At 49.3% G+C, this 14916-nt stretch carries 12 protein-coding genes; all 12 read left to right on the top strand.

Features of this window, described 5'->3' with window-relative positions; translation table 11 throughout:
* The first annotated feature begins 25 nt into the window (after nt 1–25).
* Complete coding sequence (locus ACPV3A_RS03785) at nt 26–2491, top strand: PfkB family carbohydrate kinase (protein WP_426198199.1); 2466 nt, start codon at nt 26–28, stop codon at nt 2489–2491.
* Nucleotides 2488–4767 carry a GH32 C-terminal domain-containing protein gene (locus ACPV3A_RS03780; RefSeq protein ID WP_426198198.1) on the top strand — a complete coding sequence of 760 codons (2280 nt, stop codon included), beginning with the start codon at nt 2488–2490 and terminating at the stop codon, nt 4765–4767. The genes ACPV3A_RS03785 and ACPV3A_RS03780 overlap by 4 nt, the downstream gene beginning before the upstream one ends.
* Before the next feature lie 82 nt (nt 4768–4849).
* Nucleotides 4850–6496 (top strand): glycoside hydrolase family 172 protein, encoded by a 1647-nt coding sequence (locus ACPV3A_RS03775; protein WP_426198197.1) that lies wholly within the window; start codon nt 4850–4852, stop codon nt 6494–6496.
* Between the two features lie 11 nt (nt 6497–6507).
* Complete coding sequence (locus ACPV3A_RS03770) at nt 6508–7728, top strand: family 43 glycosylhydrolase (protein WP_426198196.1); 1221 nt, start codon at nt 6508–6510, stop codon at nt 7726–7728.
* Complete coding sequence (locus ACPV3A_RS03765; protein ID WP_426198231.1) at nt 7620–7931, top strand: GH32 C-terminal domain-containing protein; 312 nt, start codon at nt 7620–7622, stop codon at nt 7929–7931. Before ACPV3A_RS03770 ends, ACPV3A_RS03765 begins: the two co-directional genes overlap by 109 nt.
* A 356-nt stretch (nt 7932–8287) precedes the next feature.
* On the top strand, nt 8288–8848 hold the full coding sequence (locus tag ACPV3A_RS03760; RefSeq protein ID WP_426198195.1) for a sugar O-acetyltransferase: 561 nt from the start codon (nt 8288–8290) through the stop codon (nt 8846–8848).
* 141 nt (nt 8849–8989) lie between these two features.
* Entirely contained in the window at nt 8990–9205 is a 216-nt protein-coding gene (locus ACPV3A_RS03755) for a hypothetical protein (protein ID WP_426198194.1), read from the top strand.
* Between the two features lie 344 nt (nt 9206–9549).
* Nucleotides 9550–10209, top strand: coding sequence for a TetR/AcrR family transcriptional regulator (locus ACPV3A_RS03750; protein WP_426198193.1), 660 nt, complete (start codon nt 9550–9552; stop codon nt 10207–10209).
* 2 nt (nt 10210–10211) lie between these two features.
* Nucleotides 10212–10580, top strand: coding sequence for a DUF4180 domain-containing protein (locus tag ACPV3A_RS03745; protein WP_426198192.1), 369 nt, complete (start codon nt 10212–10214; stop codon nt 10578–10580).
* 61 nt (nt 10581–10641) lie between these two features.
* Nucleotides 10642–11292 (top strand): formylglycine-generating enzyme family protein, encoded by a 651-nt coding sequence (locus tag ACPV3A_RS03740; RefSeq protein WP_426198230.1) that lies wholly within the window; start codon nt 10642–10644, stop codon nt 11290–11292.
* A 314-nt stretch (nt 11293–11606) separates the two neighbouring features.
* Nucleotides 11607–12560 (top strand): glycoside hydrolase family 43 protein, encoded by a 954-nt coding sequence (locus ACPV3A_RS03735; protein WP_426198191.1) that lies wholly within the window; start codon nt 11607–11609, stop codon nt 12558–12560.
* 611 nt (nt 12561–13171) lie between these two features.
* The gene (locus ACPV3A_RS03730; protein WP_339219102.1) at nt 13172–14905 is read left to right on the top strand and encodes an extracellular solute-binding protein; all 1734 of its coding nucleotides are present in this window, start codon (nt 13172–13174) and stop codon (nt 14903–14905) included.
* The last annotated feature ends 11 nt before the right edge of the window (nt 14906–14916 follow it).

Below are 14916 nucleotides of genomic sequence, written 5' to 3'. Positions count from 1 at the left end.
AACAAACGACAGGTGGGGAGAAACTGTGCTTGATGTTATAGCCATTGGGGAATTATTGATAGACTTTACTCCGGCAGGGCGTTCAGACGGGGGCAACGAGCAGTTAGAATGCAATCCCGGAGGGGCTCCGGCTAACGTGGCAGCTGTGCTATCCCGTTTAGGAGCCAAATCTGCACTAATCAGCAAGGTTGGTAAGGATCATTTCGGTTCACTGCTGCATAACACGTTGATTAGCTGTGGTGTCGACGTGAGCGCGCTTTCGTTTACGGATGAAGCCAAAACAACGCTGGCGTTTGTCCATTTGGATGACGGCGGAGATCGATCATTCAGCTTCTACCGCCAGCCGGGAGCGGATACCTTGTTGCGATCAGAGGATGTCCCGCTCGACAAGATTGGGAACTGCCAGGTGCTGCACTTTGGTTCATTGTCGATGACCCATGAGCCGGCACGTTCAGCAACAAGAACGGCAGTCGTCAAGGCCCAGGAGGCCGGAGCTCTGCTTTCATTCGATCCGAACATCCGGTTTTCGTTATGGGAGAGTAAGGAGGAAGCGAAGCAGAATATCCTGTGGGGTATGAAGCATGCCGATATTTTGAAAATATCAGAAGAAGAGCTTTGCTTTATCACGGGTATAACCGAAGTTGAAAAAGGCTCACTCATGTTACAGCAACAATTCGGCATCGCCTTTATCGTCGTAACGTTAGCCGAGCAAGGCTGCTATTACCGGTCGGCTGCTCATGAAGGTTATGTCCCGGGTTTCCAAGTGAAGGCCATCGATACGACGGGAGCCGGCGACGCTTTTCTAGGCTGCTTATTATATCAAATACTGGAATGCAAAATTCCTCTGAATCAATTAGAAAATCAACAAATCATCAGCATGCTGACTTTTGCCAATGCTGGCGGTGCATTAGTGACAACACGGAAAGGGGCTCTTCAGTCAATGCCGACAATAGATGAAATCAATAAGATCATGGAGTCAAATAAAGAGATGGATGAGAGATTTAGACCGGGAATTCATTTTTCGCCTCCATCCCATTGGATGAACGATCCGAACGGATTAGTCTATTTCGAGGGAGAGTATCATCTGTTTTATCAACACCATCCCTTTAGTAATCAATGGGGGCCGATGCACTGGGGCCATGCCATAAGCCAGGATCTGATCCATTGGCAGCATGAGCCTATCGCTCTGTACCCGGACGAACATGGAGCCATTTTTTCCGGTTGCTGTGTCGTTGACTTTAATAACAGCAGCGGATTTTTCGAGGGGACCCATGGATTGGTTGCGATTTTTACCCATGCGGACACATGTCCAGAGACCGGGCAGCCACGCCAGCGGCAAAGCTTAGCATACAGCAGCGATAAAGGCAGAACCTGGCACAAATATGAGGGGAACCCGGTTCTTACCGAGCCTGATCTGGTAGACTTCCGGGACCCGAAAGTGTTCTGGCATGCACAAAGTGAGCGGTGGGTTATGACGATCGTCGCGGGAAACCATGTTCGGTTTTACGGATCAGAAAACTTGCGCGATTGGTCGCTTACAGGGGAATTCGGACATAAGGAAGGCTCGCATGATGGTGTTTGGGAATGCCCGGATCTCTTTGAATTGCCGATCGATGATACTGGACGTTCCAAATGGGTGCTCGTCATCAGCATTGGGGATAACCCCTCTTGTCCGGAAGGATCACGCACGCAATATTTTATCGGAGAGTTTGACGGAAATACATTCATCAACGACAATTCGCCTGATCAGATCATGTGGCTGGACTATGGTCGAGATAACTATGCAGGGGTCACCTGGTCGGATATACCTGAGCAAGACGGACGGCGCGTGATCATCGGATGGATGAGCAACTGGAAATATGCCAACGAGACGCCTACCGGCGCCTGGAGAGGTGCAATGACGCTACCTCGCATCCTTTCATTGACCAACAGGGATGAGGGGATCGTGCTAACTCAAATGCCTGTCGTGGAAATCGAGCAGCTTCGAAAAGAATCGTGGGACTGGAATATGCTCACGGTAGCACCTGAGTTCCCTTATATGCTGAAGACGAAGGATGACTTGCTTGAGATTGAAGCGGACATCGATATTCGATCCGCCGGCGAGGTTCATATCAAAATACAATCGTCCGGGCAAAGTGAGACGACAATCGGGTATGACCCTGCACGCCAATGGCTATTCATCGACCGTTCCAAATCAGGCATGACGGATTTTCACGCGTCGTTTGCGTGTAAGCATGGCGCCAGATTGGTTCCGGATAACGGGAAAATCAGGCTGCGTATCTGGCTGGATCGCAATGCAGTTGAAGTGTATGCGAATGAAGGCCTGGTTGTTCTCACGGATCAAATTTTCCCCGATGTCCCGGTTAATGAGATTTCCATAAGTACGGAATCAGGGCAGGTTGTGCTGAACTCGCTCCATGTCCATGCACTTCAGTCTATTCATGCTTCCAATAACACCTTGGGACAGACATTGAGGAGGGGAGAAGCTTGAGCCAAACATCCGACAACCAGGGGCTGATGATGTATTGGCCCTTCGATGAAGGAACCGGAGCCAATGCTGTGGAGAGGATATCTCAAGTACGGGATGATATTCAGATCGTACTTAATCAAGCCGAGTTTACGGAATCCTGCAATCCGCAGTGGAGACCGGGTGTCATGGGAAACGGGCTGCTGTTCGATGGTTACTCGACATACATTGCCCATCGGTTTAAAGAGGGAGATGTGAACCGGGGGACAGAATATCGATCAGCACTGAGTATCGGGGTATGGGTAGCTCCCCGTTCCTATGAATGGGGGTTTGAAGGTAAGCTGTCAGCCATCGTGAACCGCCACAACATGGATCGCCGGCAGGGGTATCTGCTGGGCATGTTTCGTCATGGCTCCTGGTCCTTTCAAGTCGGGCTGGAAGGAGGAGACTGGCAGGAGCTTTGGTCGCCGGACGGCCTTGAACTGCCTAAAAACAAATGGTCTTATGTAAATGCTGTGTTTGACGGGAATCAAGGGGAAATGAAATTGTACTTTAACGGCAGCGAAATCGCTTCAGCTGAGCTGCCTAGAAATTCCCGTTTGGCGGAAGCGGTAGACACGGAACTACTCATTGGCAAAAATAACCACAGCAGCCAATGGGCGGGTGTGTTTAGCCTTCACATGTTTAGTGGCATCATGGATGAACTCAAGATTTATAATCGTGCTTTGAGCGCGGAGGAGATTGCCGAATCTTATCGGCAAGTGTGGAATGATGCCTGTGGAGGAGCCCATCCGCAATTAGCGTATGATGATATCAAGCTGGATCGGACACCTTTGCTTCTGGATCGACACAGACCGCAGTATCATGTCAGCCCGCCGGCGCATTGGATGAACGAGCCCCACGCTCCGATCTATTTTGATGGCCAATACCACCTATTCTATCAGCATAACCCTCTTGGACCCTTTTTTTATCACATTCATTGGGGACATTGGGTAAGCGAGGACCTGGTGCATTGGCGTGATCTTCCTGTGGCATTAGCCCCTGAAAAAGATCAGCTCGCACCGGATGGGATCTGGTCGGGAAGCGCGACCTACGATGCAGACGGCCTGCCTGTCTTGTTCTTCACGGCGGGCAATGACAGTGCTTCGCCGAATCAGAGCGTGGCGCTTGCACGAAGTACTTATACCCGGGATGGAGATCCGGATTTGGTTCATTGGGTCAAGCATCCGGTGCCGTTGATTGTACAGAAGAAGGGCATGGGCAAATTCGGCGATTTCCGGGATCCGTTCGTGTGGAAGGACGAGGACGGATGGTTTGCTTTGGTCGGATCCGGGATTGAAGGCGAAGGTGGAGCAGCTCTGGCTTTTGCGTCTCAGGATATGCTGAATTGGACTTACAAAGGGCCATTGTTTAAAGCGGATGTTCAGAAGTTTCCTTATCTAGGCCCCATCTGGGAGCTTCCCGTGCTTCTTCCCCTTGGCAGCGACAAGCAGGGAGTGGACAAGCATCTTTTACTGGTCAGCCCTGTGGGACAGGGAGCGGATGTAGAGGTATTCTATTGGATCGGACAGCTTGACAAGCAAAGTCTATCATTTACTCCGGATCAAGAGGAACCGCAATTAATTGATGTTGGTGATTTTCATTTTACCGGTCCGAGCGGAATGGTTGATCCGAAGACGGGCAGAAAGATCATATTTACAATAGCCCAAGGCGACCGGACGCTCGAACTGGAATATCAATCGGGTTGGGCTCACAACGCCGGTTTGCCGCTCAGCGTGTATTTGAGGGAGGATGGACGGTTGGGGATTGAGCCGATTCAGGAGCTTCAATCGCTGCGGGGCTCCAGAAGGCTATCGCTCCAGGATAAATCATTGGCTGAGGCTAATGAACGGCTTCAGGATGTTCAAGGCGACATGCTTGAAATTCAATTGGAAATGGAGCCGGGCAGCGCCAAACGATTCGGTATCAAGATCCGTCGTACACCGGATGGAGAAGAAGAGACCCTGCTGTTTTATGATATGAACCAATCCACGTTCTCTGTCGACCGAACAAAAACGACGATTCACCCGGGAGAAAAGTGCGGAGGAACTCAGGGCGGCAGGTTGGATCTCTTAGGGGAAAATCTAAAGCTGCACATTTATTTGGACCGCTCCATGGTCGAAGCCTATGCCAACGGGTTGAAAAGCCTGACGACCCGCGTGTATCCGAGCCGTAAGGATGCTTTGGGACTTGAGATTTGGGGAGACGGGGAACTAGTGGTTAAATCATTGGATATATGGGATATGCAGGCCATTTGGTAACGTGAGTGCTTAGGCGCTCCTTACTATTTGGGTAAAGGGACAGATGACCAAGAAATCGTGCAGGTACAAAGGAGAGACTAACATGAATCAAGCTGGGCAGGTTTATACGTATCAAGACCTCGTAAAGCGATTATATGATCTGGAAGCTCTGGCTGTACCACCGCAGGCCGGTGAGAAATCGGGATGTTGCTCAAGCTTTGACCGGAGCTCCATTTATAATGCCGAGACAGGCTTATACGAGAATTGGGGCGCCAATGATGACGGAGGAGGCTTCATTCGCAAGGAAAGGGACAGCGTCGTCGCCATGGAACTGGATGGTCCCGGCGTCATCTGGAGATTCTGGTCCGCGCTTCCCGAGGATGGACATATCCGGATTTATATTGATCATGCCGATACCCCCGTGATTGATCAGCCCTTCCGGGATTATTTTGAAAAATTCAATCAGGAAGGGCCGCCATCCAATTTTCCGAATCTGTCTCCTATTTTGTCCCGCGGAAGAAACTGCTTTATCCCCATCCCGTTTCAAAGACACTGCAAGGTGCTGCTGGATAAAGGTTGGGGCGCTTATTATCACATAACCTACACCACCTTCCCTGCTGAGGTCCAACTGCCGTCCTTTAACGGTAGGATCGACAAGGAGTCAGCTATTGCACTGGCCGAAGCAGACCGGGTGTTACAGCAAAGGGGAGCCTATTCTTTCTTGAAAACGGAAGGGGCTGTAGGCGAGAGCGTTAAGGTATCCGTACCGGCAGGAGGAAAGGCATTACTTTTTGATAAACAAGGAGCTGGCGCTATTTCCATGATCCGGATGAGGACAGATCTTGGACGAAGGCGCGAGGAACAGCAGCGGATCTTGTCCAGGCAATTGGTTATCTCGATGAAATGGGACAATGAAGAAACTCCTTCCGTATGGGCTCCGCTGGGCGATTTTTTTGGCAGCGCGCCCGGGATCAAGCCGTACCGCTCTCTGCCCCTCGGCATGAATGAACATGAAATGTACAGTTATTGGTACATGCCATTCTCGGAAGGGGCCAGGATTGAAATTGAAAATAACGGGACGGAGGCATGCGAGATTTCGGCGGAGATTTTGTATACTCCTCTACCCAAGTCTCATGCGGAAAACCTCCTGCGTTTTCATTCCAAATGGCATCGGGATGATTATCTGAATCTGGATACGGAGCGCTTCAAGGAAGGAGGAGATCGCTGGCCGGATTGGCCTCTGCTGCTGACGAAAGGCCGGGGAAGGTTCTGCGGCGTTCATCTGCATGTGTACAATACCTGGGAGAAGCCGGATGAGGAAGCCGAAACCTGGTGGTACGGGCTTTGGGATCAAAAAACGATCGACTGGTGGTGGGGAGAAGGAGACGAGAAGTTTTTTGTGGATGGCGAATCCTTTCCATCCACGTTCGGAACGGGCAGCGAGGATTATATTGGCTATGCCTGGGCGGCCGAGCCGCCTTTCCCGATGTTTGACAGTGCCTTCGCCAGCCAGCCGTTCATCGAACTGGATGCGAACGGACATACCTCGGTCAATCGATTTCATATTTGCGACAATATTCCCTTCATGAACTCTTTTGAGGGGTTTATTGAGAAATACAAAGGGGATCATTGGGGGCTAAATAACCAATGTTTGTATGCCGCCACCGTTTACTGGTACCAGGAGCGGGGCACAAGCGATGCGTACATGCCCGTTTCCTTGGATGAACGATTAAGCCACTTAAACCTTTAGGAGGGATGAAGATGAAGGAATTTTTCTATCGACCGGAGAACGCCTGGGTAGGGGACGTTATTCCCTATTATGAAGACGGGGAGTTTAAGCTGTTCTACCTGCACGGTTGGCGGGATAATTATCGAGAGGGCCTTGATCACGGCTGGTATCTTGTTGGAACGAAGGACTTCGTCAACTATCGGGAAGAAGGAGCCTGCAAGATTGAAGGCGGTACGGGTCACATTCTGAAAGTGGACGGCATCTACCATATGTTCTATTGTATATTCCCTGAAGGCAAGCAGTTGGTTTGCCATGCAATCAGTAGGGATTTCAAGACTTGGGAGGCGATCCCCGAGGATACCTTTGCTGCTGACGACAGCATTTATGAACTTTCTGATTGGCGCGACCCCTTCGTATTCTGGAATGAGAAGGAAGGTCAATACTGGATGTTGCTCGCAGCCATGGCGAAAGGGCCAACCAATCGAAAAGGATGCACGGCGCTGCTGTCTTCCAAAGATCTTAAAACTTGGGAGTATCGCGAGCCTCTGTACGCGCCAAATCTGCACGTGGGAGCACACGAATGCCCCGATTTGTTTCGGATCGGGGATTGGTGGTATTTGATATACTCCTCTTATACCGGACGATTTGCCACATTTTACCGAATGAGTCGTAGTCTGAACGGCCCTTGGATTACCCCGAAGGAGGATACGTTTGACGGGCGGGCTTTCTATGCGGCTAAATCCGTAACTGACGGACAGAAACGCTACCTGTTTGGTTGGAATCCCACGAAGAATGACGACTTATTCGGCTGGAATCCACCGAAGTCTCTTGGCAAGGATTACGACACTTGGGACTGGGGCGGGAATTTGGTTGTGCATGAAATCATTCAGCGTCCGGATGGTACCCTTAGTGTCAAAGTGCCTGAAACAGTCGATGCTGCATTTAAAGAACCGGTGCCCGTGCGTTTTAACCGCGTTGAGGGAGCGTGGATCGATTCAGATCGCTCGCTCTCCTGCGAGACACCGTATGGGTTTGCTGGCTGCACGACCCGGGAGGATCTCCCAGATCAATGCAAGATATCCGCGCGTGTTTCATTCTCCGAGCATACCAAGGACTTGGGTTCATGCTGCGAACAGAAGACTCCTTGGATACGGCCTATTATGTCACGCTCGAACCGCAACGAAATCGCCTTACCTTCCGGGGGGCGATTATGCAGTCGGAAGAGGGAGGGAAGACGTTCCCTTATGAGGTAGAGCTGGAACGTCCGATTGAGCTTATTCCCGAACATCCTTACGAAATCAAAGTGTTTGTGGACGGATCGATTTGCGAAATTTACGTAGATGAGAACATAGCGATGAGTGCCAGAATGTACGATATCCAGCATGGGAAGCTCGGTTTGTTCATCAGTCAGGGCAGTGCTCAATTCAGCGATGTTAAAATGGAGATCAGAGGATAATATAGAAATAGTTGAGCAGGGGACCTCATCGTTCCCTGCTCGACTATTTGAATTGGCTTGTTGGATTGCATTGCATTCCTAAAAAAACAACCTGGATGGTTTGGCCGAACCATCATTTCTGTCGGAAATACTTTCTTCGACGTATACTGCCGCCAAGCTTATTATCCTTCTTGTCCACAACTGTACTTCATAAGAAAAAGTTGCTATATAGCATCTAAGTTTCAAGTATTTCGAGAATGTTGTTTTGACGTGAGTTCAGCTAGAATCCCCATCTCGGAACGGTGGATATGGACTGTCGTTAAATGTGATTCAATTTCAGAAACTTCACACGAAGAAGAGAGGATTGGGTATATAACATGAAAACAGAAAAACAAAAAATGCTGGGTGGCGAACTGTATATGGCTTGGGACCCAGAACTGACACGGGAGCGGGCGTATGCCAGGAGGCTGACGCGCATATACAACCAAACTACCGAAATGGATGATGAGCTGCGAGTACGGATACTTAAAGAGCTGCTAGGATCGACCGGGAATAACCTGGGTATGGAGCCCAATATCCGATTTGACTATGGCTACAACATTCATGTTGGTGAAAACTTCTTTACGAATTTTGACTGTACTATTCTGGATGTGTGTGAGGTGCGGATAGGGGATAACTGTATGTTCGGACCTGGTGTTCACGTGTATACGGCTACACACCCTGTGGATCCGTATGAACGAATCAAAGGACCGGAATACGGCAAACCAGTAAAGATTGGAAACAATGTATGGGTTGGAGGACGAGCTGTTATTAATCCAGGTGTAACAATCGGCAATAATGTCGTTATCGCATCAGGATCCGTGGTGACTAAGGATGTACCGGACAACATGATTGTTGGTGGTAATCCAGCCAAAGTGATTAAAAAAATTGACATGTAAAATTAGCTGTCTGTTGTATTTGAAAGAGACAGGCATAGGTCCCTGAAGTAATTTGGTGGATTAAAAACGATCGCCTCCTTCTGTGGGTGAAATTTCATCCCAATTTAGCCTCAGACATTGCCCGTATTACGAACCACAATCGTGCTCATCAATGCTGTATTGACCGCTCCGCTCTCGGCATCCAATTGCGCATTGCGCGCTTCGAAGTCGGTGCGTAGGAGACGGCTCGCGTTCATTCGTCATGCCGGATGTGGAGCAGGACACCGTCATCACGAGTCTGGCGACGCTCGTCTCGGAGAACGGGCCGATTCGGCAGGCCAGCGCGTCCGTGTTGGTGAATGGGAGGAAGAGGAATGATGAAGATCCCGTTCTCCAGGCAGGAGAACGGGATCTTTTTCGCTAATATACACGAATTTTTTAGTTGAATTAATTCATCTGGCTTAGCAAAAATACTCCTTCCCAGAATTTTCCGGGATTTGTAATACCCGTTACTGCTATAATCAATTCGTTTTCTATCACTCGAAGTAGTAATTGTGGGAGTAGGACCTGGTGGAACCCTGATGGATGGTAGGAATTACCCATTTAGCTTGGTTATCGATTCAATAAACCTCCATTGACAATATGTACCATCCTTGTGTACACTCTTTTTATCCCGACTGTTCAGTATAAATAAAATCAACAAAGATATAGGTGAAGAAATCATGCCCAAATTAGGAATGGGACCGAAGCGCAGGGCAGAGGTCATTAATGCCACGTTAACCTGCATCAGCATGTATGGAATTGACGGCATGACGTTGGATAAGGTGGCCGATCATGCGAACTGTTCCAAGGGAGTTGTCACATATTATTTCAAGAACAAGGATCATCTGACGATTGAAGCCTTCAAATCGTTCTTGGCGTACTATGGACTGAAGATCGAATCCGGCATTGAGCAAACGATGACACCGGGAGAAATGATGGATCTTACCCTGAAGTTTATACTTCCCCCGCTCAGCGATGACGCGGATCGCACGATTAATGTGTCGCAGCTGGACGGAGTCGACAAGATGTATATTCCGCTTGCGGATCAAGCCAAGCTCTTTGTCCAGTTTTACTCAAAGGCCATGCTGGATCGTAATTTGCAGGAAGTTGTATCGAAGAGCTACGAGACGGATCTCCAAGGCATCGGCAAGATCATGGATTACGGTAATCGGACGGGGCAGATGTCTGTTGAGGATCCACACAGCGCTGCCTATGGTGTGCTGGCGATGGCTATAGGTCTGAGCTTTTTTCGAGTTGCTAACGTTCCGCCAGCCAACGGCGACGACAATCGGTACATATGTGAGGATTATGTGAGAAGACTTACCAAAACAGGAGGGTGACTATGAATATAGAGAAGATTGAAACAGATGGAGGAACGATAGCGGTTGTTAGCAGTAATGAAATATTAATTGAGGATGTTCAGTCTGCATTGGATCTTATGGCAACCGTGCAATATGAAACGGGCAGCCATCGTATGGTAATGAATCAATCGATATTCAGCGAAGCCTTCTTCGATTTGAAGACCCGCCTTGCAGGCGAAATCCTTCAGAAGTATATCAATTATCATGTGAAGGTTGCGATCATCGGTGATTTTTCTGTGTATCCAAGCCAAAGCTTGCAAGATTTCATATATGAATGCAATAAGGGGAACGATTTCTTTTTCTTGCCGACTGAACAGCAAGGGATTGAACGGTTAAGCAGGGTGAACTAAGAGATGAAAACCGGGAGGAAGATCATTGTCAGCACCTGGATTTAATCCAAAAGAATACCCGATGGTGAACATTCCGGCAGGCGAAATTCAATTGAGGGACGACCGTATCCAATCTTCTTGGGCGGTTGAAGTGAACGCTTTTCAGCTTGCACCGGTTCCCGTTACGAAGGCGTTATATTTCTCGCTTATGCCACAGTCAACCGGATTCGCTGAGGTCATGCATGCTCCGGTCGTGGATGTATCATGGAACGATGCGATTGAATTCTGTAATGTGCTATCTCGACACTCGGGTCTGGACGAATGCTATTCGGCCACGGACGAAGGTGAATGTGCCGTGTGTAACTGGGAGGTGGATGGCTACCGCCTTCCGACGGAAGCGGAATGGCAATATGCGTGCAGAGCCGGGAGTGATGGCTATCGTTACGGAGAGCTTGATGACATCGCTTGGTATGAAGGGAATTCCGGGGGAGCCCTGCATGAGGTAGGCACAAAGCGTCCGAATGCGTGGGGCCTTTACGATATGCTCGGAAATGTGTGGGAGTGGTGCTGGGATGTATACGATCCGGATGTATACGGCTCGTACAGAGTATTCCGCGGCGGAAGCTGGGCGGAAGAGGCCAGGGGCAGTGGGGCGACATGCCGCCGCCGAAGCCATCCGACGTTTCGGATTGAGGATCTCGGGTTTCGTTTGGCGAGATCGATTTCACGATAAAGCTGATCCTTCGGGATCAGCTTTTTTTGATCTTGCAGCACCTAGCGAATTTCCAATAAACGCATCGAAACGCCGTCAATTTTCTCCAGATGGTAATAGATGCTAGACCATCAATACTTCACTATAACTAAACATGTCACATAATCTAACGCGATGAATATTCGTAAAATTGCGTATAGACAAGGCTGGAAGACATCAGTAAAATTGGGTTTAACTTTTCGCGGGAGGTGTGGGGAGCTTAAGGGAGTCAAGGGTTGAATTGCCGTAGTGTTGATCAAGAACCAGGAAATTCAAGGGATAAGGGGGATAAGAAGATGGTGCATGGACCAACATTCAACAATCCGATTGTAGAGCAAGCAGCCGATCCTTGGGTATGGAAGCATACGGACGGCTATTATTACTTTATGTCGACGAGACGCGGATATCTGGAGCTGACGCAATCCGCGACCTTAACAGGCCTTGCGGAGGGTCGCAAGAAAACGATCTGGACTCCGGAAGCCGGTGGACGTCATAGTCATAACCTGTGGGCGCCGGAAATTCATTATGTGGACAACAAATGGTACATTTATTTCACGGCAAATGATGGGGGAGGCGACGAGTCGCGCCAAATATGCGTGCTGGAGAACGGGGAGCCTGATCCGATGGAAGGCGAGTGGGAATGGAAGGGTGCGCTGCCGACTCCCGTCCCCGGCCTGGATGGTACGGTTATGTCCATAGGGGATCAGCTTTATTTCCTGTATGCCGGGTACGGTCACTTCCCGGATTATGGGTCCGCTATATACATCATGCGCATGACAAACCCTTGGACATTGACGGGAGATCATGTATTACTTACTGCCCCGACCCTATCCTGGGAAAAACAAGGCGGAATGGCCATTAACGAAGGACCTGTCGTCCTTCAGCGAAACGGCCGCATCTTCCTGGTATACTCGGCCAGCACCACATGGTCTGAGGATTATGCGCTGGGGATGCTCACGATGGAGGAAACTGCGGATCCGATGGACCCGCTTTCCTGGACTAAGTCCATGGAGCCTGTATTTTGCAAAAGCGTGGAAAACGGGGTGTATGCTACCGGCCATAACAGCTTCACGCAATCTCCGGATGGCAAGGAGGACTGGATTGTCTACCATGCGCTTCCAGCGCCTGGAGTAGATACGGTCTTGCGATCAACCCGCATTCAGAAATTCGGCTGGAAGCCGGATGGAACTCCGGATTTCGGCGTACCCGCCGGCGAGTCTGAGTCTCTGACCAAACCGTCCGGTGAATAATGTATGCGGATTCATAACAAGATCCAAGAGTAGATGATAGTGGCAAGGGGCGGCAAATGCTGCAAGGGTGTAAGTGAATATTCATAGAATTCGATAAACCCCCGTTTATTACAGATTATCTGTAATAAACGGGGGTTTATTACGAATGAGAGTAAAACGTGTAAGACACACATATCCATAACGAAAATCGTGGATTTAAAACGGCGCTCCCTTTTTACATAAGGGTTATAAGTCTATGGATTGTTTCCGATATCCGAAATTAAAAGTGCGGATTTTAAAAAATGAATAAATTAAGTTACGGAATTTATGTATGAAAGCGTTGACAGAATGATGTTATAAACTTATACTTCGGTTAAAGATACAGGATAATTGTATTAAATGAGTGTGTAGGGGTTGGCAATGCCGTCAATTACCATGTGAAAAAGGGGATCCATTGGAATGACCATGAGGAAGATTTGCATTTCGGATTGGGGGTGCTTAGACACTGCGAAGATGAAGGATGATAGATAGCAAGTTTTAAACCGGCACCTCTGAAAAACTACGGAATATAGATCCTCTGGGGCGCTAATGCGGAGGGTGCTCGTAATTATTCATATCATGGGAGGTTAAGCATGAACAGAACGATGAAACGTTATTTCACTCTGTTATTCATATCCATATTGATCATTTCGACGGTAACCGCTTGCAGCGGCAAGGCAAGTGACGAGCCAGACAATACCGTAACCCAAGAGGAAAGCGTAGAGAAGAATGAGGTGACGTTCGAAGATATCAGCGGGGACATACGGGGCAATAAAGCACCGACACAGGAACAAATCGATGAGGTCAACGGCACACTCAATGATACATACCTCGGTGATGTATTTGACGAAGTCATTCCAAGCGATTATTCCGCTTATCCCGTCAAAGGCGATGTGGTGCTGGATGTATGGATGCCTGCCAACTCCAACATCCCGGATATGAATAATCACTTGGTTCAGAAGCAGGTGGAGAAGCTCACCGGCATTAAAGTGAACTTCATTACGCCGCCCGTCGGGCAGGAAGCGGATGCCTTCACCTTGATGATCTCCTCTGGCGAGCTGCCGGATATCATCATTGACCCGGGCCGTTATCCGGGAGGCTTGGAAGCGGGGGTAAACGACGGCGCTTACCTCGATTTGACCGACCTGATGGAAAAGCATGCCCCGAACTATTCGGCATGGCGCAACTCGGACGAAACGAGAAGAAAAACGACCGTGACCGATGATGGCAGGCTGCTGGGTTTCTACGGGATCGCTCCATATTCCGAATGGATCTGGTTCGGCACATTAATCAAGCAGGAAGCGCTGGATAAGACGGGACTTCCAGTCCCGACGACGATAGACGAATGGTATGAATTTCTGAAGAAATCCAAGGAAGTCGGATATAAAGCGCCGCTGAATTACGGATCGACGTACGGCCAAATTTTTACCGGCATCATTAATGGCGCATATGGCGTCTGGGACTGGACCTTCCTGGATGAGAACGGCAAAGTCGCATGGGGTCCTGCACAACCGAAAGCCAAGGAATATCTCGCGACCATGCAGCAGTGGAATAAGGAAGGCTTGCTGAATCGGGATTGGGCTACCGCCGATTTCAATCAACGGATGGCTAGCGCGATATCCGATGATACGGCCGTCATGATGGACTCCCCGGATACGATGTGGAGCTATTGGAAGGTGCAGAACGATATTGACTTCGTGGGAGCGCTGAATCCTGTTCTGAATAAAGGGGACAAATCCGCAACCACCTATAAAAACTTCAAAAGAACCGGAACCGGTGCAGCCATCACGACTCAGAGCAAAAATGTCGAAGCTGCAATGGCATGGCTGGATTTCAACTTCAGCAAAAAAGGCTGGGAGCTCATTAACTTCGGCGAGTACGGCACGGTTCATTTAGTGGATGAACAAGGAATGCCTTATTATCCGGAAAACAGTTACATCTACAATGACCCGGACGGTCAGCCGGTAGACGTCACCCTTTGGAAATACCGCTGGCACAGTTGGCCGAACATTCGCGATGAGCATAATGCCAACCCGTTGATCTCGGCGAAGGGAAGCTATTCCGGAGATATCCGAAAGGATTGGACGGAAAACATGGATACCAGCATGGCGATGCCGCCGATCACGTTCACGAAAGAAGAAGCCTCACGCGAAGCCGAGCTTGGAAACCAATTGTCCACGCTGCGCGGAGAATACTTTGCCAAGATCATTATGGGCGAATTGCCGGTCGATGCTTACGATAAATTTTTGAAGGAAGCGCAGAGCATGGGGCTGGACGAATTCCTAAGTCTCCATCAGGCAGCCTTGGATCGGTATAACCAACGATAGTTTTCATAATA

Origin of the sequence: Paenibacillus sp. Dod16, from assembly GCF_049893405.1 — a bacterium.
Lineage (GTDB): Bacteria > Bacillota > Bacilli > Paenibacillales > Paenibacillaceae > Paenibacillus_AQ.
Note: the sequence above shows the minus strand (reverse complement) of the source record. Positions and strands in the feature narration are given on the sequence as shown.

Excerpts from the sequence above, each read along its gene's own strand:
- ACPV3A_RS03775 (WP_426198197.1), top strand. The coding sequence starts at position 4,850 with ATGAATCAAGCTGGGCAGGTTTATACGTATCAAGACCTCGTAAAGCGA.
- ACPV3A_RS03770 (WP_426198196.1), top strand. The coding sequence starts at position 6,508 with ATGAAGGAATTTTTCTATCGACCGGAGAACGCCTGGGTAGGGGACGTT.
- ACPV3A_RS03760 (WP_426198195.1), top strand. The coding sequence starts at position 8,288 with ATGAAAACAGAAAAACAAAAAATGCTGGGTGGCGAACTGTATATGGCT.
- ACPV3A_RS03750 (WP_426198193.1), top strand. The coding sequence starts at position 9,550 with ATGCCCAAATTAGGAATGGGACCGAAGCGCAGGGCAGAGGTCATTAAT.
- ACPV3A_RS03745 (WP_426198192.1), top strand. The coding sequence starts at position 10,212 with ATGAATATAGAGAAGATTGAAACAGATGGAGGAACGATAGCGGTTGTT.
- ACPV3A_RS03740 (WP_426198230.1), top strand. The coding sequence starts at position 10,642 with ATGGTGAACATTCCGGCAGGCGAAATTCAATTGAGGGACGACCGTATC.
- ACPV3A_RS03735 (WP_426198191.1), top strand. The coding sequence starts at position 11,607 with ATGGTGCATGGACCAACATTCAACAATCCGATTGTAGAGCAAGCAGCC.
- ACPV3A_RS03730 (WP_339219102.1), top strand. The coding sequence starts at position 13,172 with ATGAACAGAACGATGAAACGTTATTTCACTCTGTTATTCATATCCATA.